The organism is Acinetobacter tandoii, assembly GCF_008867985.1.
GTDB classification, from domain to species: domain Bacteria; phylum Pseudomonadota; class Gammaproteobacteria; order Pseudomonadales; family Moraxellaceae; genus Acinetobacter; species Acinetobacter tandoii.
This window is the reverse complement of record NZ_VXLD01000013.1, coordinates 1-18,426: the sequence shown is the minus strand read 5'-3', so window position 1 is coordinate 18,426 and position 18,426 is coordinate 1. Positions and strand designations below refer to the sequence as shown.

The following is an 18,426-nucleotide window of genomic DNA, read 5'->3' as shown; positions in this document are numbered from 1 at the left end:
TTTATATCTTTGTCGATCTTTGTTCTAGCCACGAGGTGAGTTTGGGCCAAAATTGTTCAGCGCTTGCCTTATTTGACATTAAGCCCAAATGTCCTCCGGGGATAAGAGTAAACGTGACATCTTGGCTGTTTGTCAATTCACATAATGGTTTTATTGCTGCCTCTGTAACAAGTTGGTCGGTTTGACCTGCGCCAATCAATAAGGACGAAGTAATTGAATTTAATTTGATTTGTTTATCTTCAAGCTGAATACCCCCATATTTTAGTTCGTTTTTCAGCCAAATTTTAAAAATCATGTCTTGGTTGATACCACCAGGGTAGTCAATCATATTATTGAGAAACTGACTAATCGTGGCATTTTCACTGATGGTTTCCAAATCATCTAAGTTGTTCAAAAGGGTTTTATAACTTGCATACCAACCTTTAGGGTCCAAAATTTTAAAACCAATTGAATTTAAGCGCCCTGGCGTATGAGTAAATTTTTTGGGAATATGGCTTGAAAATAAGAATTGATGCAGTATTGTATTTTTTTGGATCAGTCGATACATATTTTGATTCACTTTACCAATGAATCCAGAAGCATAACTATCAATAGGACTGCCTAAAATAATTAAGTTTTTTACAAAATTAGGCTGCCGTAAAGCGCTATAAAGTAAAACAAAAATGCCTGCCATACTCCAGCCATGTAGTGAAATTTGCTCAGATTGAGCATGACTGCGTATCTTGTTAATACAGTCAGGAAGTGCGTAATCAATAATGGTGAGGAAGTGAATATGTCGGTCACGAAAACGAAAGTGGTTCCATTCCACTAAATACACATCAAAACCCTGATTTTGAAAATGTTTTACTAAAGACCGATAAGGAAACAAATCGTATATCGCCATATTAATAGCAAAAGGTGCAACAAAAACTAGCGGTTCGAGATAACGATTTGAGACAGCAGGGTAATAACGCACTTTTGAATAATCATTGTGTGCCACAATTTCAAAAGGCGTACTTTCGGACAAAATGAGTGAATGTTGCTTGAAGATGCGCGTAGATAAGTTTTTAAGTTGGACTTTCTGACTGGCGATCCGTTGTTTTAGTTGTGTCATCGCGGACATTTTAATTGGCCTACCTGAAGATTTGCTCGAAGTCTAAACGATAATTTTATATTTTACCTTGACCTGAAATGGCGTAGACGCTCAAAATGTTGGCAATTATTCACAAAGGCAGTTCTGAGAACTGAATCGTAGAAATGAGCCAACAAGACGACATTGAATATCAACTCGATACATTAGCGATTCGTACTGGTCATACGCGTAGTTTTGAGGGTGAGCACGGCGAGCCAATTTTTTTAACCTCATCATTTGTTTATGAAAATGCGGCTGAAGCTGCGGCCAAATTTTCTGGACAAGAACCAGGAAATATTTACTCGCGCTTTACCAATCCAACTGTATCGATGTTTGAAAAACGTTTAGCTGCTTTGGAAGGTGCTGAGCGTGCAGTTGCAACCAGTTCGGGTATGGCTGCAATTATGGCAGTGGCAATGTCGTTTTTAAAAGCAGGGGATCACGTGATTTGTTCCCGCGCTGTTTTTGGTTCTACAGTTTCATTATTTGAAAAGTATGTGGCTAAATTTGGTGTTGCAGTCGATTTTGTAGATTTAACGGATTTGTCAGCTTGGAAAAATGCGGTTAAACCGACCACTAAGCTTTTATTTGTGGAGTCTCCATCAAATCCTTTGGCAGAAGTGGCAGATATTCAGGCCTTGGCAGATATTGCACATGCAAATAATGCATTACTTGCGATAGATAATAGCTTCTGTACGCCTGTATTACAGCGCCCAATTCAGTTTGGTGCCGACTTAATTGTTTATTCAGCAACAAAGTATTTAGATGGTCAAGGTCGTGCCTTGGGTGGTGCTGTCGTGGGAAGTCATAAACTTCTTGAGGAGGTTTTTGGTTATGTGCGTACAACAGGCCCATCAATGAGTCCTTTCAATGCGTGGGTATTCCTCAAAGGTTTGGAAACTTTAAGTTTGCGCATGAAGGCACACTCTGAAGGTGCGCAAAAGTTAGCTGAATATCTTAAACAGCACGATAAAGTTGAAAAAGTCTATTATGCAGGTTTGCCTGAACATGTGGGGCATGAGCTTGCAGCAAAACAACAAACTGGCTTTGGTGGTATTGTATCTTTTGAAGTAAAAGGTGGGCGTGAAGAGGCTTGGAAAGTCATCGACAATACCCAATTTATTTCAATAACAGGTAACTTGGGTGATGTGAAGTCAACAATTACCCATCCCGCAACCACGACTCATGGTAAGCTTTCGCCTGAAGCAAAAGAAGCTGCGGGTATTCGTGAAAGTTTAATCCGTGTTTCAGTCGGTTTAGAAGACATTGATGATATTATTCGCGATTTAAACCGTGGTTTAAATCTGATTTAAATTGAGCATTAGTTTTTAAATATTGTTCGGAGACTTTTATGAACATTAATATGTTGATGCAGCAAGCTCAACGCATGCAAAAAGAAATGGAAGGCAATCTTAAAAAAGCCAAAGAAGAGCTTGCACAAACCGAAGTTCATGCGGAAGCAGGTGGTGGTTTGGTTAAAGTGACAATGACTTGCCGTAATGTGGTGAAGCGTATTGAGATTAACCCTGAATTGTTACAAGACGATCCAGATATGATTGAAGACTTGATTGCTGCTGCAATGAATGATGCGGCACGTCAGGCAGAAGCAATTTCTGAAGAGCGCCTAAAAGGTGCAAGTTCAGGCATGGGGCTGCCACCAGGTCTTGCAGGGATGTTCTAATCCTAAGTGGTTTCTTACCTCCCTTTTTAGGGAGGTATTTTTATATAGGAATAATCGTGTTTAGTGATCGATTTGAACAATTAGTTCAAGCTTTAAGAATTTTACCGAGTGTGGGGCCAAAGTCTGCACAACGTATGGCATTGCATCTGATTATGAAAAATCGGGAAGGTGCAGTAGGTTTAGCTCATGCTTTGACCGAAGCAACCAATCATATTCATGAATGTTGTGTGTGCCATTCACTTACAGAAGATGAAGTGTGTGATATCTGCCTTTCTAACGAGCGTGATGACCAGCTTTTGTGTGTGGTAGAGTCTCCTGCGGATGTGATGGCCATTGAGCAAAGTGGAAGTTTCCGAGGCAAATATCATGTTTTAGGTGGGCATTTGTCACCACTCGATGGTATTGGACCAGACGAAATAGGCATTCCTCATTTAGTACAGCGCTTAACTGATGGCAAGATTACAGAAGTGATTCTTGCAACCAACGCAACCGTTGAAGGTCAAGCAACTGCACATTATTTGGTTGAAGCTTGTAAGCATTTACCTGTCCATATGACAAGAATTGCACAAGGCGTACCACAAGGTGGTGAGCTGGAATATGTGGATAGTCATACTTTGAGTCAGGCTGTACACAACCGTATGCGCATGAAATAAGTAAATACTTGTTTCATGTTCATTTTAGAGGAATAGTCCTTTAAATTTTGAAAGATATTTTAACGATCGGTATATTTTTAGGAAATTAATAATATAAAAAAAGTATCAATAAACAGATAAATAGAGCTTATGTACTAAAATTTAAAATAATTATTTAACAGAAATTTAAAATTTTTATAGATAATTGTTATATATAAGGTAAGATATCTTTTTAGAGAATCTATTCCTAGACTCGGCAGTATGTTTCAGTTTATTCAGCACCAAACAGATTTCAATAACTTTTTGTCCATCATGGATCAAAATTCCATTTATGGGCTTGATACAGAGTTTATTAAAGTGGATACCTTGTGGCCAAAGCTTGGTGTGTTCCAAATTAACGTTGCTAATCAAGTCTATTTATTAGATGGGACGACTTTAGATCTCACATTATTCTGGAAAAAAATCTTTACTGCGCAATTGAATGTGTTTCATGCTTGCGGCGAAGATATTGATTTAATTTATCATTACGCAAAAGACAAGTCACTCAGTAATGTTTTTGATACCCAAATTGGGATGTCATTTTTAGGTCATGGCTTGCAAGTCAGTTATCAAAATGCGTTGAAACAAATGTTGAATGTGGATATTGATAAAGATCAGACCCGTTCAGATTGGTTGGCGCGTCCATTGTCTCCAGAACAACTCAATTATGCTGCGAATGATGTACTGTACATCATGGCTTTGGCACAAAAAGTCAGATCAGAATTACAAGAAAAGTATTTATTAGATTTTGCTCAGGAAGATTGTCAAAATCTAACCTATGAAATTGGTCAAGAAACGCCATTGGCTTTGCTTTATCAAGATATTGGAAATTATCGTCATTCACGCCGTGAGCTGATGCAATTACAGCAATTGGCTGTTTGGCGTGAGCAAATGGTTAAGGCACTCAATCAGCCGCGTAGCTTTATTCTTAAAAATTCGACCATGATTGATTTGGTCGAGAAAAATCCGAAAAATCATTTTCAATTGTGTAATGTCAAAGATATTCGTCAAAACATTCTACGTGAACATGGGAAAACCATTTTAGACTTATTGAAGTTTTTACCTGCTCAAGAAGAATGGCCATTGCGTATGGCACGCCCAATCCGCCATTCATCTAAAGAAATTGGCAATAAGGTCGATACTGTCATTCAAAAAGTGGTCAATGAAACAGCAGTTCCAAAGGAAGTTTTATTGCGTAAAAAGTGGCTTAATGCTGTTTACCAACATGTCGTGTCGGGTCATGATGAGCAGGATTTACCAAACTATTTACTTGGATGGCGTTATGAGCTTTTGACCAAGCCGCTTATTCAAGTATTACACGACGATCAGCAATATTTATCGACACAAATGCAAGTCGCCCAATAGTTACTCAGATTTGTTTAAAGAATTGACACTTAGACAAATTGACGACTGCTGCGTTAATAATCACTACTGAATCAGATTATTTTTTGTTGTATGCTTGGCGCTGTATTTTCTAAGTTAAGTAATGTTCTAAACATGCATTGTTCAATCTATAAATCGAGCAAAAAAGACGAGATGTACCTTTATGTTGCTCGTCCTTCTGAAAATGATGCAGAAGCATCTAATCCATTAGACGTTGTTCCTGAAGCGCTGCGAGTTGCTTTTGGTCGTGCTACATTCGTGATGCATATTGAGTTATCTGAGACACGCAAATTGGCACGTGTAAATGTATTGCATGTAATGGATTCGATACAAACCAACGGTTTCTTCATTCAAATGCCACCAGAAGGGTTAATTAATCCGAATGCTGTAGCCCCAGAAGGCTTGCGTGGCGCTTAATTTCATTCAGGAGTTGTACTATGGATAATTTACTTTCAATTTTAGACACAATTCCTGAAGATACGATTGCAGTGAGTGTGTATTTGTTAGGTAGCATCATTATTTTATGGTGCTGGTATGCAATAGCGAAACGCTTGCCAAAACCATTTGGCGGTATTAGTTGGATGGTTATTTTTGCCTTGATGCTAACGCCAACGGTTTCTGAAGGGACAAATGCTTCGATTGCGCCTGCATTTTTTGGTTTGATGTTTGGCATACTGACTAAAGAAAACCCGCTCATTTGGTTTAATTTATCTGCAATTTTATGTGTTCTGGGTTTGGGTTTGATCGTTGGGTATTGCTGGTCTAAGTACAGTGATAAACGCGGAATTCCTGTAGTTAACAAGAAAAGTTCACCACTTTAAATAAAAAATAAGGTTATCTTATGTCTGTTGATACTCAACAATTTACGGGTACAAGTCAGTACATTGCGACTGATGGTTTAAAGCTAGCAGTGAAAGCTGCGCGTGCATTGCAAAAGCCATTATTGGTTAAAGGAGAGCCAGGAACAGGCAAGACTTTATTGGCAGAGCAGGTTGCAGAAAGCTTAGGTTTAAAACTCATCACATGGCACATCAAGTCGACAACCAAAGCACAGCAAGGTTTGTATGAATATGATGCAGTTTCGCGTTTACGTGATAGCCAGTTGGGTGATGACCGTGTCTACGACATTAAGAACTACATTAAACCGGGTAAGTTGTGGGAAGCATTTACCAGTGAAGAACGCTGCGTGTTGTTGATTGATGAGATTGATAAGGCGGATATCGAGTTTCCTAATGATTTATTGCATGAGCTCGATAAAATGTCTTTCTTTGTGTATGAAACAGGCGAAACCATTACCGCGACTCAACGCCCAATTGTCATCATCACCTCAAATAATGAAAAAGAATTGCCTGATGCTTTCTTACGTCGTTGTTTCTTCCATTATATTGAGTTTCCAGATGAAGCAACCATGCGTGAAATTATTGATGTGCATTTCCCGCAGGTTTCAACAGCATTAGTAAATGAAGCACTTCAAGTTTTCTTTAAATTACGTCAGGTTCCTGGGCTAAAAAAACCGCCTTCAACCTCTGAATTGATTGATTGGTTAAGCCTGTTAATGGCAGATGACATGCCTGAAGATGTACTGCGTAACCATGATAAAACTAAAGCCATTCCACCACTTTATGGTGCATTAATTAAAAACGAGCAAGATGTGCAGTTACTTGAGCGTTTAGCCTTTATGTCGCGTCGCTAAAGGAGAAACACGCATGTTTGTGCGCTTGTTTTATACTTTACGTAAATATGGTGTGCCTGTGTCTACACGAGAGCTCATTGATCTGAATGAGGCGGTTGCATCAGGCTTAGTATTTGCCGATCAAGAAGAGTTTTATCAGCTTGCCAAAACCATTATGGTGAAGGATGAGCGTTTCTTCGATAAATTTGATCGGGGTATGAAGGACTATTTCGACGGTATTTCAACATTTGACTTGGATGAGTTACTCAATCAAGTTCAGCAGTTACCCAAAGATTGGTTCGATTTAGAATTATTAGAAAAACACCTTACGCCAGAGCAGCGTGAAGAACTTAAAAAAGCAGGTTCTCTCGAAGAATTGATGAAAATGTTGGAAGAGCGATTACGCGAACAACATAAAAAGCATCAAGGTGGCAATCGAATGATTGGTACGGGAGGAACATCTCCTTTTGGTGCTTATGGAGACCATCCTGAAGGTGTGCGTATTGGTGGTCCAAGTCGGAAGCGGTCTGCGGTAAAGGTTTGGGAACAGCGCAAATACCGTAATTTGGATGATGAGCAGATTTTGGGGACACGTCAAATGCAATTGGCATTACGCCGTTTGCGTAAGTTTGCTCGCCAAGGTGCAGCCGAGGAGTTGGACATTGATGGCACCATCAAAGAAACGGCAAAGCAGGGTATTTTAGATGTTCAATTGGTGCCTGAACGTCGTAACCGCGTTAAAGTCTTGATGTTGTTTGATGTGGGTGGCTCAATGGATTCTCATATTGCGCAATGTGAGAAATTATTTAGTGCAGCCAAAACAGAATTTAAAACACTCGAGTATTTCTATTTCCATAATTGTTTGTATGACTATGTCTGGAAAGATAATGTACGTCGCTCAAATACACGCATGAACACATGGGATTTATTCAATACTTATGGGCGAGACTATCGTGTAATTGTCGTTGGTGATGCAAGTATGGCACCTTATGAGCTTAATTCGGTTGGAGGCTCGGTCGAATATATGAATGATGAGTCGGGGCAGGTGTGGCTACATCGGTTACGTCAGCATTTTGATAAAACGGCTTGGCTAAATCCTGAAGAAGAAAATTATTGGCATTACACGCAGACCATTGGTGCAATCAAACAGATTTTTGAGCAGCATATGTATCCGATGACCTTAAAAGGGGTAGAGGATTTAACCAAATACTTAGCACGTTAAATATTTTATGTTTCTAAGTAAGTATTAAATATTTGATAAATAATAAATCTGATAAAGGGGGGATAAGCGATGAATCATCAAATTAATGGGGTAGATTTACCAAATGCCGAAGGTTTCTTTGGGCCTTATGGTGGTCAGTTTATTCCTCCGCATCTTAAAGAAGCAATGGATGAAATTAACTTGGCATATGAAGAAATTCGTCATACGTCAGAATTTCAAAATGAGTTGGCGGACTTATTTGCAAACTATGTAGGTCGTCCTAGCCCTTTATTTCACGCGAAACGTTTGTCTGAGCAATTGGGTGGCGCGCAAATTTATTTAAAGCGTGAAGATTTGAACCATACGGGTGCTCATAAAATTAACCATTGTCTTGGTGAAGCATTACTTGCTAAGTACATGGGAAAGACTAAAGTCATCGCGGAAACAGGCGCGGGGCAACATGGCGTGGCTTTGGCGACAGCCTGTGCTTTAGTTGGAATTCCTTGTGAAATTCATATGGGACAGGTGGATATTGAGAAAGAACATCCAAATGTTGTGAAAATGAAGATTCTCGGGGCGAAACTGGTTTCGGTCACACGTGGGACCGCGACCCTTAAAGATGCAGTAGACAGTGCTTTTGAAGAATATTTAAACGATCCAAAAAATTATATTTATGCGATTGGTTCGGTTGTTGGTCCGCATCCATTTCCGAAAATGGTGCGTGATTTTCAAAGTATTATTGGTAAAGAAATTAAAGTGCAAGCCCAAGACCGATTTGGGCAAAGTCCTGATTATGTTGTGGCTTGTGTAGGTGGTGGCTCCAATGCAATTGGTGCATTTACTGCATTCTTAAATGATCCTGAGGTGAAATTAGTTGGTGTTGAGCCTGCTGGTCATGGATTAGATACAGCAATGCATTCTGCAACTTTAACTTTAGGTAAACCAAGTCAAATTCATGGTATGGCATGTTATGTGCTGGAAGATGAACAAGGTGAGCCTTTACCTGTACATTCAATTGCTTCTGGTTTGGACTATCCTGGTGTAGGACCACAACACAGCTTTCTTAAAGATTTAGGGCGTGTTGAATATACAACAGCAACCGATCAAGAGTGTTTAGATGCGTTTATGACTTTGTCGCGTGTTGAAGGGATTGTACCTGCACTAGAAAGCTCACATGCAGTCGCATGGGCATTACGAGAAGCACCTAAATTACCTAAAGATGTGAAAATTGTGGTGAATTTATCAGGTCGTGGTGATAAAGATTCTGATTATGTTGCAGACAAACTTGGTCTCAATTAAAACGTACACTTAAAAAGGTCAGCAAGCGCTGACCTTTTTTCTATATGGGCTGATATTTGATTAGCCAGAGATATATTGCTGCAATTGCTCAATCAAGTTTTTCTGATCTGCCATCGCTGCTTTTACCAAGTCACCAATTGAAATTAAGCCAATCAGTCGTTCATTCTCAACCACAGGCAAGTGGCGTAGGTGGCGAACAGTCATTAACTCCAGGCAGTCTTCTATACTGGTGCTGGTTGTTACGGTCAATACAGTGGCCGTCATAATTTCACTGACATTGGTTGTAAATGAAGTGCGTTCCATTAATGCAACTTTACGCGTGTAATCACGTTCGGAAATAATACCAACGACTTTTTCGTCCTGTGTTACCACTAAAGCACCAATACCTTTGTCTGCCATAAGTGTAATGGCTTCAAATACGGTTGAATCTGGACGAATTGTAAAAACTGACTGTTCGGATTTATCTTGAAGGACTTGTACAACTTTAGTCATATTATTCATCTCTGATGTTGTTTATTGTTTGACTTTTAACTTAACTTGAAATATGCAAAATGCAAATACCTAAGCAGTCATAAATTGCATAAAATTAAAAAAATTAGGTGTTAAGTGTAAACACCTAATTTAATTTGCTTTAAGCGGGCTGTAATTGCACATCAGCAAAGAAAAAATGTCGCATTTGCTGAGTGGTGAGTTTAAATTTTTGACTAGAAGAATTACATAGCGCAGGAATGACTTTGAGTCGAGTTAAAGTTGGAAGCAACGATTTTTGAAAATCGGTAGGGGTAATCTTGCGAGGTGTATAGCTCGGCCAATGTACCTCTGCGTATTTATATGCTTGAGCGCTATTCATCCAGAATGGAAAAATAAAATCATCTTGGTCGGACATGATTGCCCAGCCTTCATTATATAAACCCCACAACACACCGCAGTACATCATGGATTTAAGAACAGTAATTTTAAAAAATAAGTCTTTCGCGATCGGTTGTAATTGACTAATTTGTTTCATATTGGACAAACTTTGTGAAGTCATGGGTTATTGTAAAAATATCATGTTAAATTTCAGTGTAAGCTTTGCGAAAAATCGTAAGTAAATATTTTTTTAAATAAAGCCCAAAAAAAACGCCACCTAAGTGACGTTTCATTATGCTTGCATTGTGGCCATTTTCTGCCAGTACTGAGCTTTAAGAGAATCACGTTCTACACGAAAACCTTGGTAATAAAGTTCAGCTAAAAACATTGCTGCTTTACCATGACCTGCACGGGCAGCATCTTCCAACTGTAAAACTGCTTCTGAAAAGTTCATTTGCGATTGAATTGTGTTTACCGCATTAGCATACACATGTTCTAACTCATGATGAGAAATTTGTTGAATCATAGATAACTCCTTATTGTAATTATGATTGCACAGCTCGACTTTTATAGTCTTCATACTAATTTAACTAAGTATTATTAAACTAATATTACAGATTAAGTGAAAAGTCAAATAAGATATGGGGGTAGTCTAAATAAATTCAAGTTACATGATTAAACAATAGTCAAAAAGTTTTTTTATTAAGATGGAACTACAGGATACTGTAATTAAAAGGAGAATAATATGACAAATACAATAGATGGTTTTACTTTTGATTTGCCACTCAATGCGGAAAAAATTATTGAATTGGCTCATTATCATCGTCAACAGTTAGATGAAGCTGTTTTTCATAATGAGATTCATTTGGGGGAGTATTGTTTAGCTCAACGTAAACGTGTTTATGATTTTACACGAACATTAGAGCCGCAACAGCGAGTTGAATTTTATAAAATGTATGATGGGGAGCTGCGTAGAATTGCTGATGATGAGGACTTACATCCTGCAGATGCAGAACATGGTGTAGGCGTATTTACCATTGTACTGGCATTAGCGTTAATTGCTTTTATCCTTTATTTTGCTGTAGTCCGTAATATTACCAGTGCTTAAGACAGAATTTGCCCATTTTTAGCCAGTTGAGGTTAAGACTGGGCAAATAAACTTGAGATTCTATTGTTGTCAACCTACACTACCTACTCATTCGAGGTAGTGTATGCATAGTGCAAAGCAAAAAATTATTCATTTTTTTAATCAATTCAAATTAGAGAATTTATATTATTTCTTGGTCTTGCTGATTATTGGGGCAATTCTTTTTTTGGCCACTTTTGCATTATTTAGACCTGTTACACCAGAGCAATATCATCAAATCAAGCAGTTATCTCGGCAAGCATATTATCCTTCTACTCAAGATATGGCAGATCAGCTTTTGTATAAGCATCAGATCACCATAGGTCATTATCTAAAACTGATGCGGGCGTATCATGCGGAGAAAAATCGGGCGCAGGAGCTTCCTCCTTTGGCGGATGAGACGCTTCGTTGAATTTTGGTCGTGCTGCTTCGTTTGGAATGAGTTTTTCATTGGTATTTAGATTATTTTGTAGAATTTGCTCTAAGGCAGATTTATCTAATTTTTTGCTAAAAATAATGATCGTTAATCGATCTGGATGTAAATGCTTTTGAATAGCACTTTGTACTTGAGTAGCGGTAACTTTACTTAATTCTTCAGTGTAGTAGTCTAAATAATTCGCAGGTAAATGATAAAAACCAATAGCACCTAACTGAGCATTAATCGCGGCATTGCTACTATAGTGATTTGGAAAAGCTCGTATCATGCCCAATTTTGCTTGTTCAAGCTGTTGTTTATCAATCGGAGTATGGATGAAATTGACTAAGGCTTGATGTGCAATTTGAATGCTTTCTAACAAATGATCTTGCTCGGTAGAATAGCCTAAGCTAAAAGGACCAGCGACTTGCATAAAACTAAAATTACTATAAGCACCATAGGTTAGTCCGCGTTTTACACGTAGTTCTTGGCTTAATATAGAATTGAATCCACCTGTGCCGAATATACGATTGGCAAGTAGTAGCGCTAAATAATCAGGATCATCACGAGTCGTTCCAATTGCACCCATAATAATATGTGCTTGGCTTGAAGCATAAGGGATATGCCGAATGTTAAAATCTGTACGAATATTGGGGGCTGGAAGGGGATCGGCCTCGTTTCCTGCGGGTAATTGCTTGGCTATTTTTTCAGACAGTTTTAATGCTTCTTTTGGATTTAATTGACCAGTAATTGCAATGTTCAAATTATTACGTACTAAAAATTGTTTGCGGAACTCGATCAAATTTTCAGGCGTAATGCGTTTAATGCTGGCTTGAGTTCCTGTAATCGGTTCGGCATAAGGGTGTTTCCCATATAAAGTGCGATAAAAAACAATATTTTTCATACGCTCTGGGTTTTCTTTTAATTGTTTTTGCCCCACTGCTCTATTACTGAGCATCAAATCAATACTTGGCGTTTGAAAGGTTGAATGATTCAACATGTCAAGCATCATTGCCACTGCGGGTTGTAACTTTTCTGGGTCAGACAGGGTTCTTAATTTGATAATAAACATATCTCGATATGACGCTACACTGAATTTTGCTCCTATACTTTCGAAAGTAGAAATAATTTCTTCCGCCGTATAGTTGCTGGTTCCTTCATCTATTAGCTGTGCCACCATGTTGGACAAACCATAAAGATTAGATCCTATTTCCGAGTCACGTGCTGAACCTGCATTAAATGTCAGTTGAATATCCACCATGGGTAGAGTTGGAGATTCTACAAACAGTGATCGAACATGAAAGCGATTATTCAATTCATGTACGAAAGGTGCGGTTTGATGTGGGTTTTCCTGAATATTTTTGAGGCTTTGTAGCTGAGTAATTGATTTGAACTCATTTGTTGATTGCGTGCTTGGTGCAACCTCGGCAAAACTAGCAGGTGGACATAAAAAAGAGCTGATAATACATAAATGAAATTTCCACATTTTCCTCTCCATTGGTTATTTTTTCTGATCAGGGAGAATATGCATGTTGCTTAAATTGTTTTGGTTGAAATAGGTATTCGCTACGCGTTGAATATCTTCGGGGGTAACTGATTCATAGTGTTGTTGTAATTGATCGATTAATTGATAGCTCAATCCATTTACTTCCAATGTTCCAATCATTCGAGCTTGTCCAGCTATATCATCTTGACTATAAATCAAATCAGCCATATATCGTGTCACTACACGATTTAGTTCATCATTAGAGACTGGGGTGTTTTTAAGATTTTCAATTTCAGCCAATAAGGCTTTTTCAATCTCCTCAAGTGAAATTCCTTCAACAGGTAGAGCTGTAACACTAAACAGACTATCGCCACGATTATATGGATCATAAGATACACTAACTGATGTTGCTAACTTCTGTTTACGGACTAAATTATTTTGTAGACGTGAAGTTATTCCGCTATCCAATATATTTTTGATCATCACCAACGCATAGACATCTTGTGGATTTTGCGCAGTGGCTAAGGAGTGAACATTCCAAGCGAAAAAGAGATTTGGCACTTGTACGGGAAGTTTAACCTCCATGTAGCGATAGCCAATATTTGTATATTCTTGAACATCATTTCTTTGGGGGAGTGTTTTTGCTGGAATTGAAGAAAAGTATTGTTTAACTTGATGAAGCGTGTGTTTTGTATATATATCACCAACAATAACTAAAATAGCATTGTTGGGAGCGTACCAGTCTTGATACCATTTTTTGAGATCATTTAATTGTAAAGTGTTGAGATTTTTCATATAGCCAATTACAGGCTGTCTATAATGACTGGTTGGATAAGAAACCCATTTAAACCGTTCCGATGCAAGGGCACGTGGATTATCATCGGTTTTTTGGCGTCGCTCTTCCATGACGACTTTAATTTCAGTATCAAAATCTTGTTGTCTGAGCAGTAAATTACTCATCCTATCAGCTTCTAATTCCAATGCTAAAGCTAAAAAATCTTTTTGGTAGAGCTGATAATAATTGGTGTAGTTGGTAAAAGTTGCTGCGTTCACGCTGCCACCGTAGAGACGGCTTAGGCGGGTAAATTCATCATTAGGTACTCGGGTTGTGCCTTTAAACATCATATGTTCTAAAGCGTGAGAAATACCAAGCTGATTTCCTGATTCATCACTACTGCCAACGGCATACCAAATTTGTGTCATGACCATAGGTGAACGATGGTCTTCACGAATTATTACTTTCAGGCCATTGTCTAAAGTATATTTTGAGATTGAATGAGTCAGATTGTTTTGGGGTTTTGCGTAAACAGGAGAGCAATAAATTGGACAAATAAAAAGTAATATACCTAGTAATATAGACGGTTTTTCTAGGTGCTTATTATTATTTTTGCCAAACACTTAAGGAACTCACAGACCTTGGTATTTAAATTCATTTTTAAGAAAATCACGCATAAATGCAAGATAAGGGTGTAGCTTTTTGTAGCTGATTTACATGCTACGGCAAGATAAAGAAAATCCTTATCTTTTATGCTAAAATTATTAACTTTTAACACGCTGCTTTTCAAAGGATTCGGCATGCAACAACAATCTACTGGGCAAAATAAATTTTTGATTGATGCTGATATTGGGGATGATGATGTAACTTTACCAAGTTTACCTGCGGTAAATGTGCCTATTATTGAGACGCCAAAAGCTGAAGAAATTGTTACTCCAGTTCAAAAAGATTCTGATGAGCAAACTACCGAAAAGCCAACAGGCGGCTTTTTTAGCCGAATGAAAGAAGGGTTAACCAAAACCCGTAAAAACTTTGCTGATGGTATGGTCAATATTTTGATCGGTGGTAAAGAAATTGATGACGAACTACTAGAAGAAGTTGAAGAGCAGCTTTTAGTTGCAGATATTGGTGTAGATGCGACCAAAACAATTATTGCGAATTTAACAGAGCGTACTGCGCGTGGTGATTTAATTTACTCACATTCTTTGTATAAAGCACTGCAAGAAGAATTGGTAGGTTTGTTGGCGCCACGTGTTAAGCCCTTACATATTGATCCTAATAAAAATCCATTTGTAATTTTGGTTGTGGGTGTAAATGGTGTAGGTAAAACCACCACTATTGGTAAATTGGCTAAGCGTTTGCAAGGTGAGGGAAAGAAAGTCATGCTTGCAGCAGGGGATACTTTCCGTGCAGCAGCGACAGAGCAATTACAAATTTGGGGGGAGCGTAACAACATCGCTGTCGTTGCCCAAGGTCATGGTGCAGATAGTGCTTCTGTCATTTTTGATGCTTTTGAAAGTGCACGTGCAAAAGGGGTAGATGTTCTAATTGCCGATACTGCTGGGCGTTTACATAACAAAAGCCATTTAATGCAAGAGTTGACGAAAGTTAAACGTGTTATGCAAAAAATTGATGCTACAGCGCCACATGAAATTATGTTGGTGGTCGACGCAGGAACGGGCCAGAATGCAATTAACCAAGTAGAACTGTTTGATGAGGCTGTTGGTCTTACAGGTATTACGATCACTAAATTAGATGGAACAGCAAAAGGTGGAGTTCTATTTAATATTGCAAGTCGTACACATGTTCCAATTCGCTTTATTGGTGTAGGTGAAAAAATTGATGATTTACGCCCGTTCTCTGCAAAATCATTTGTAGCTGCATTGTTTGAAACGGAAAAATAAAAAGTAGTATATTTCACACAAACTCTGCAAAATGCAGAGTTTGTCTTTTTTAGGGTATCTATTTGATTTAAAAGAGAACAGTTTATTTGCTATAAATAGTTTTTTCCCGAAACTTTAGCGTTAAAATAAAATCCTTACAAAAAATATGTATATTCGGTTTTATGGGGTAATCAATGGCACTATTAGATAAACTTAGCCAAGTGCTAACGACTGAAATTACAACAGACTTAATTTTTAATAGAAAAAATGAAACGGATTCAAAAGAGTCTAGTTATCTACTACAATTACAACATCGTTACTGTATACAACAGTTAGGCAAGCGCGTAGCGCATGATCAAGCATACTTAACTGATTTAATTCAGGTGGCAGCTCTAAATTGTCCATCTGCATTGAATATGAAAACTACACGTATCGTTATTTTATTTTCCAAAGCACATAAGGATTTCTGGCATTTAGTGCAAGAGATTCAAAAAACTCAAATACCTGAACATTTATTCTCTGCAACGGCAACAAAAATTCAAAAATGTAGCGCGGCTTATGGGACGGTTTTATTTTTTGAAGATCAAACAGTTATTGAAAACTTGAAAAAGAACTCCCCTTTAAACTCGGCAGAAGTACCATTGTGGTCACAGCAGAGTTCAGGAATGGCGCAGTATGCGGTTTGGATGGCTTTGGCAGACATAGGAATAGGAGCAAACTTTAATTATTACAACCCATCAATTGATTACAAAGTCGCACAATACTTAAAAATAAGTACAAAATGGAAACTTCAAACCCAATTGGTATTTGGTTCTGTTGAACAAGATGCCGAGCATGTAAAAGCTATGAATAAAGAAGCAGAATTTTTAGTTTTTAAGTAAGAGGGTGGCAATTTCGTTTAGGCTTTGATGAAGCAAATCTTGTTATCCTTTGAACGTTCTAAATATAACACAGACTGTCACAACCATAGGTCTTTATATAATTTACAAAGGACTTATGATATTCCTAAGTCAATTGAGATATAACTCTCTATTTAATGTACCAATGAATGAGGAAATAATAATGGCATTCTTAGACCATATGAAAAAACGCCGTACAATTTATGCAATTGGAAAAAACGTAAATCTGGAACAAACGAAAGTTGAACAGCTTATTAAAGATGCTGTGCGTGAAAGTCCTTCAGCATTTAACTCTCAAACCTCACGTGTTGTTAGCTTATTTGGTCAATCACATCATAAGTTCTGGGAAATTGTACGTGAAACTTTGCGTAAAATGGTCCCAGCAGAAGCTTTTGAGAATACGAGTAAAAAAATAGATAGCTTCTCAGCAGGTTACGCTACGGTTCTTTTTTATGAAGACCAAGATGTCGTTAAATCCTTGCAAGAGCAATTTGCTCTCTATGCAGATAATTTTCCGGTATGGTCGGAGCATTCATCTGCAATCGCCCAATATGCAGTTTGGACAATATTGGCTGAACATAACATTGGGGCATCTTTACAACACTATAACCCAGTAATTGATGCTGAAGTTGCAGCAACTTTTGACATTCCAAGCAATTGGAAACTACGCGCCCAATTAGTATTAGGTTCAATCGAAGCTCCTGCTGGCGAAAAAACATATCTAGACGATAATATTCGTTTTAAAACATTTAACTAAATGTCTTAACCGCAACTATCTATATCGATGGTTGCGGTATCACAAAATGTTCCAATAACAATAATTACGTATACAGAAATTTAGTGAAATAAACGTTTTCTCGACCAAATGCCAATATCTTCTATTGTGTAAAGCATATAAAAATAAGTTCAAGAAAACGATTGCATTTCAGAAATGACTTTGTCATAAAATTGTCATTTATAAATTGCATAGTGCAACTAAAATTTAACAATGAATCAAGAGAAAGCAAAATGGTTTTACGTTTAACATTTGCTACAGCGGCATTAATAGTAAGTAGTTCAGTATTTTCGGCGGTTACAATTACAGCACCAGAAGAAATTAAGATCCTTGCGGTAAACGATCAAGAAGTGAATACAGGTTTATTTCGTTCAGAAAGTAACGTCTATAAATTAGATGTAGGCAGCTCAGACATTAGTGTTCGTTACATTCAATACTTTGAGCATATGTCTGGTGAGCACGATATCGTAAAATCAGGTGTCGTTACTTTGAAAACACCAAGCCTTCAAGATAATGAAACCTATAAATTAGCTTTAATCAATGCTCCAAAAACGTTTGAAGATGCAAAAAAATATGCGCAGCAACCGACAATTGCACTTTTTGACAAAAAACAGCAAGTATTAGTTCAGCAAACTGGTGCGAATACAGAACAAAAACCATGGTTAAGTCGAAGCATGTTTGGAGGGGCTTTAGATTTAACACAAAAAAATGCTACGCCTGCTAATCAGCCACCAGCCGTATATACACAAGCTGTGACAAACCCACAATCTTCGGCTCAACAAATTGCTACAAATACAAAATCAAATGCTATAGCTGTAGATCAACAATTAATTGAGTTATGGAAAAAAGCAGATAAAACAGAACGTCAAAAATTTATGAGCTGGCTCGCCACACAAGCAAACTAGATCACATCGCAGCACAAAAACTTAGCACATCTGTTATGGACTAAGTTTTTTGTGTATCAAAACTTATGGAAAGTGTACTCAGGCTTTAAATTTAGTGCTATAAATGTTCAATTAGGGTGAATATTGATCGCTTGGTTGCATATTTTATAATTATTTATAAAATTGGCTTGCACTGAAAATAAAACCGTATAGAATGCACCCCATACCGACGAGATAGACGGAAACGAACGAAGTGCAAAGCACTGAGTTGTTGAGTATATTGAGTCCAGCATCTAATACTGACGAGGTATTGGAT

General features: G+C 37.8%; 20 protein-coding genes. 14 read left to right on the top strand and 6 right to left on the bottom strand.

Annotation, left to right across the window (positions count from 1 at the left end):
* Position 1: 1 nt before the first annotated feature.
* The gene (locus tag F4W09_RS14465; RefSeq protein ID WP_151505196.1) at positions 2–1,093 is read right to left on the bottom strand and encodes an alpha/beta fold hydrolase; all 1,092 of its coding nucleotides are present in this window, start codon (positions 1,091–1,093) and stop codon (positions 2–4) included.
* Between the two features lie 143 nt (positions 1,094–1,236).
* Between F4W09_RS14465 and F4W09_RS14460 the strand changes: the two genes are divergently transcribed.
* From F4W09_RS14460 to trpB, 9 genes are all read left to right on the top strand, one after another.
* Complete coding sequence (locus F4W09_RS14460) at positions 1,237–2,424, top strand: O-succinylhomoserine sulfhydrylase (protein WP_044740452.1); 1,188 nt, start codon at positions 1,237–1,239, stop codon at positions 2,422–2,424.
* Positions 2,425–2,462: 38 nt separating this feature from the next.
* Positions 2,463–2,792, top strand: coding sequence for a YbaB/EbfC family nucleoid-associated protein (locus tag F4W09_RS14455; protein WP_016166281.1), 330 nt, complete (start codon positions 2,463–2,465; stop codon positions 2,790–2,792).
* Between the two features lie 56 nt (positions 2,793–2,848).
* Entirely contained in the window at positions 2,849–3,445 is a 597-nt protein-coding gene (gene recR / locus F4W09_RS14450) for a recombination mediator RecR (protein ID WP_151505169.1), read from the top strand.
* A gap of 240 nt (positions 3,446–3,685) precedes the next feature.
* Positions 3,686–4,828, top strand: a complete 1,143-nt coding sequence (locus F4W09_RS14445) for a ribonuclease D (RefSeq protein ID WP_044740454.1) — start codon at positions 3,686–3,688, stop codon at positions 4,826–4,828.
* A gap of 132 nt (positions 4,829–4,960) precedes the next feature.
* A complete protein-coding gene (locus F4W09_RS14440) occupies positions 4,961–5,263 on the top strand; it encodes a YcgL domain-containing protein (protein ID WP_026441167.1) in 303 nt (100 codons plus the stop codon).
* A 20-nt stretch (positions 5,264–5,283) separates the two neighbouring features.
* Positions 5,284–5,667, top strand: a complete 384-nt coding sequence (locus F4W09_RS14435; RefSeq protein WP_151505168.1) for a hypothetical protein — start codon at positions 5,284–5,286, stop codon at positions 5,665–5,667.
* 20 nt (positions 5,668–5,687) lie between these two features.
* A complete protein-coding gene (locus tag F4W09_RS14430; protein WP_151505167.1) occupies positions 5,688–6,539 on the top strand; it encodes an AAA family ATPase in 852 nt (283 codons plus the stop codon).
* Positions 6,540–6,552: 13 nt separating this feature from the next.
* Positions 6,553–7,740, top strand: a complete 1,188-nt coding sequence (locus F4W09_RS14425) for a vWA domain-containing protein (protein ID WP_016166275.1) — start codon at positions 6,553–6,555, stop codon at positions 7,738–7,740.
* 69 nt (positions 7,741–7,809) lie between these two features.
* A complete protein-coding gene (gene trpB / locus F4W09_RS14420; RefSeq protein ID WP_016166274.1) occupies positions 7,810–9,018 on the top strand; it encodes a tryptophan synthase subunit beta in 1,209 nt (402 codons plus the stop codon).
* A gap of 60 nt (positions 9,019–9,078) precedes the next feature.
* Here trpB and F4W09_RS14415 read toward each other — a convergent pair whose 3' ends face one another.
* From F4W09_RS14415 to F4W09_RS14405, 3 genes are all read right to left on the bottom strand, one after another.
* A complete protein-coding gene (locus F4W09_RS14415) occupies positions 9,079–9,510 on the bottom strand; it encodes a CBS domain-containing protein (protein ID WP_016166273.1) in 432 nt (143 codons plus the stop codon).
* A gap of 139 nt (positions 9,511–9,649) precedes the next feature.
* Positions 9,650–10,024: a DUF2750 domain-containing protein gene (locus F4W09_RS14410; RefSeq protein ID WP_035302455.1), complete on the bottom strand. Its 375-nt coding sequence runs from the start codon at positions 10,022–10,024 to the stop codon at positions 9,650–9,652.
* 135 nt (positions 10,025–10,159) lie between these two features.
* On the bottom strand, positions 10,160–10,393 hold the full coding sequence (locus F4W09_RS14405) for an SEL1-like repeat protein (protein WP_016166270.1): 234 nt from the start codon (positions 10,391–10,393) through the stop codon (positions 10,160–10,162).
* Positions 10,394–10,612: 219 nt separating this feature from the next.
* Between F4W09_RS14405 and F4W09_RS14400 the strand changes: the two genes are divergently transcribed.
* A complete protein-coding gene (locus tag F4W09_RS14400; protein ID WP_016166269.1) occupies positions 10,613–10,975 on the top strand; it encodes a hypothetical protein in 363 nt (120 codons plus the stop codon).
* A 332-nt stretch (positions 10,976–11,307) separates the two neighbouring features.
* Here the strand turns inward: F4W09_RS14400 and F4W09_RS14390 are convergent, their stop codons facing one another.
* Both F4W09_RS14390 and F4W09_RS14385 read right to left on the bottom strand, forming a co-directional pair.
* Positions 11,308–12,906: a M16 family metallopeptidase gene (locus F4W09_RS14390; protein WP_151505166.1), complete on the bottom strand. Its 1,599-nt coding sequence runs from the start codon at positions 12,904–12,906 to the stop codon at positions 11,308–11,310.
* Between the two features lie 3 nt (positions 12,907–12,909).
* Positions 12,910–14,250: a M16 family metallopeptidase gene (locus F4W09_RS14385; protein WP_418655096.1), complete on the bottom strand. Its 1,341-nt coding sequence runs from the start codon at positions 14,248–14,250 to the stop codon at positions 12,910–12,912.
* Between the two features lie 219 nt (positions 14,251–14,469).
* On the opposite strand from F4W09_RS14385, the gene ftsY reads away from it, so the two are divergent.
* The 4 genes from ftsY to F4W09_RS14365 all read left to right on the top strand — a co-directional run bounded on the left by ftsY (position 14,470) and on the right by F4W09_RS14365 (position 18,131).
* A complete protein-coding gene (ftsY, locus tag F4W09_RS14380) occupies positions 14,470–15,573 on the top strand; it encodes a signal recognition particle-docking protein FtsY (RefSeq protein WP_151505164.1) in 1,104 nt (367 codons plus the stop codon).
* Positions 15,574–15,746: 173 nt separating this feature from the next.
* The gene (locus tag F4W09_RS14375) at positions 15,747–16,433 is read left to right on the top strand and encodes a nitroreductase family protein (protein ID WP_151505163.1); all 687 of its coding nucleotides are present in this window, start codon (positions 15,747–15,749) and stop codon (positions 16,431–16,433) included.
* A gap of 181 nt (positions 16,434–16,614) precedes the next feature.
* Positions 16,615–17,208 carry a nitroreductase family protein gene (locus F4W09_RS14370; protein ID WP_151505162.1) on the top strand — a complete coding sequence of 198 codons (594 nt, stop codon included), beginning with the start codon at positions 16,615–16,617 and terminating at the stop codon, positions 17,206–17,208.
* Positions 17,209–17,459: 251 nt separating this feature from the next.
* Positions 17,460–18,131 (top strand): DUF2057 domain-containing protein, encoded by a 672-nt coding sequence (locus F4W09_RS14365; RefSeq protein ID WP_151505161.1) that lies wholly within the window; start codon positions 17,460–17,462, stop codon positions 18,129–18,131.
* The last annotated feature ends 295 nt before the right edge of the window (positions 18,132–18,426 follow it).

Excerpts from the sequence above, each read along its gene's own strand:
- F4W09_RS14465 (WP_151505196.1), bottom strand. The coding sequence starts at position 1,093 with ATGACACAACTAAAACAACGGATCGCCAGTCAGAAAGTCCAACTTAAA.
- F4W09_RS14460 (WP_044740452.1), top strand. The coding sequence starts at position 1,237 with ATGAGCCAACAAGACGACATTGAATATCAACTCGATACATTAGCGATT.
- F4W09_RS14455 (WP_016166281.1), top strand. The coding sequence starts at position 2,463 with ATGAACATTAATATGTTGATGCAGCAAGCTCAACGCATGCAAAAAGAA.
- F4W09_RS14445 (WP_044740454.1), top strand. The coding sequence starts at position 3,686 with ATGTTTCAGTTTATTCAGCACCAAACAGATTTCAATAACTTTTTGTCC.
- F4W09_RS14440 (WP_026441167.1), top strand. The coding sequence starts at position 4,961 with ATGCATTGTTCAATCTATAAATCGAGCAAAAAAGACGAGATGTACCTT.
- F4W09_RS14435 (WP_151505168.1), top strand. The coding sequence starts at position 5,284 with ATGGATAATTTACTTTCAATTTTAGACACAATTCCTGAAGATACGATT.
- F4W09_RS14430 (WP_151505167.1), top strand. The coding sequence starts at position 5,688 with ATGTCTGTTGATACTCAACAATTTACGGGTACAAGTCAGTACATTGCG.
- F4W09_RS14425 (WP_016166275.1), top strand. The coding sequence starts at position 6,553 with ATGTTTGTGCGCTTGTTTTATACTTTACGTAAATATGGTGTGCCTGTG.
- trpB (WP_016166274.1), top strand. The coding sequence starts at position 7,810 with ATGAATCATCAAATTAATGGGGTAGATTTACCAAATGCCGAAGGTTTC.
- F4W09_RS14415 (WP_016166273.1), bottom strand. The coding sequence starts at position 9,510 with ATGACTAAAGTTGTACAAGTCCTTCAAGATAAATCCGAACAGTCAGTT.
- F4W09_RS14410 (WP_035302455.1), bottom strand. The coding sequence starts at position 10,024 with ATGAAACAAATTAGTCAATTACAACCGATCGCGAAAGACTTATTTTTT.
- F4W09_RS14405 (WP_016166270.1), bottom strand. The coding sequence starts at position 10,393 with ATGATTCAACAAATTTCTCATCATGAGTTAGAACATGTGTATGCTAAT.
- F4W09_RS14400 (WP_016166269.1), top strand. The coding sequence starts at position 10,613 with ATGACAAATACAATAGATGGTTTTACTTTTGATTTGCCACTCAATGCG.
- F4W09_RS14390 (WP_151505166.1), bottom strand. The coding sequence starts at position 12,906 with ATGGAGAGGAAAATGTGGAAATTTCATTTATGTATTATCAGCTCTTTT.
- ftsY (WP_151505164.1), top strand. The coding sequence starts at position 14,470 with ATGCAACAACAATCTACTGGGCAAAATAAATTTTTGATTGATGCTGAT.
- F4W09_RS14375 (WP_151505163.1), top strand. The coding sequence starts at position 15,747 with ATGGCACTATTAGATAAACTTAGCCAAGTGCTAACGACTGAAATTACA.
- F4W09_RS14370 (WP_151505162.1), top strand. The coding sequence starts at position 16,615 with ATGGCATTCTTAGACCATATGAAAAAACGCCGTACAATTTATGCAATT.
- F4W09_RS14365 (WP_151505161.1), top strand. The coding sequence starts at position 17,460 with ATGGTTTTACGTTTAACATTTGCTACAGCGGCATTAATAGTAAGTAGT.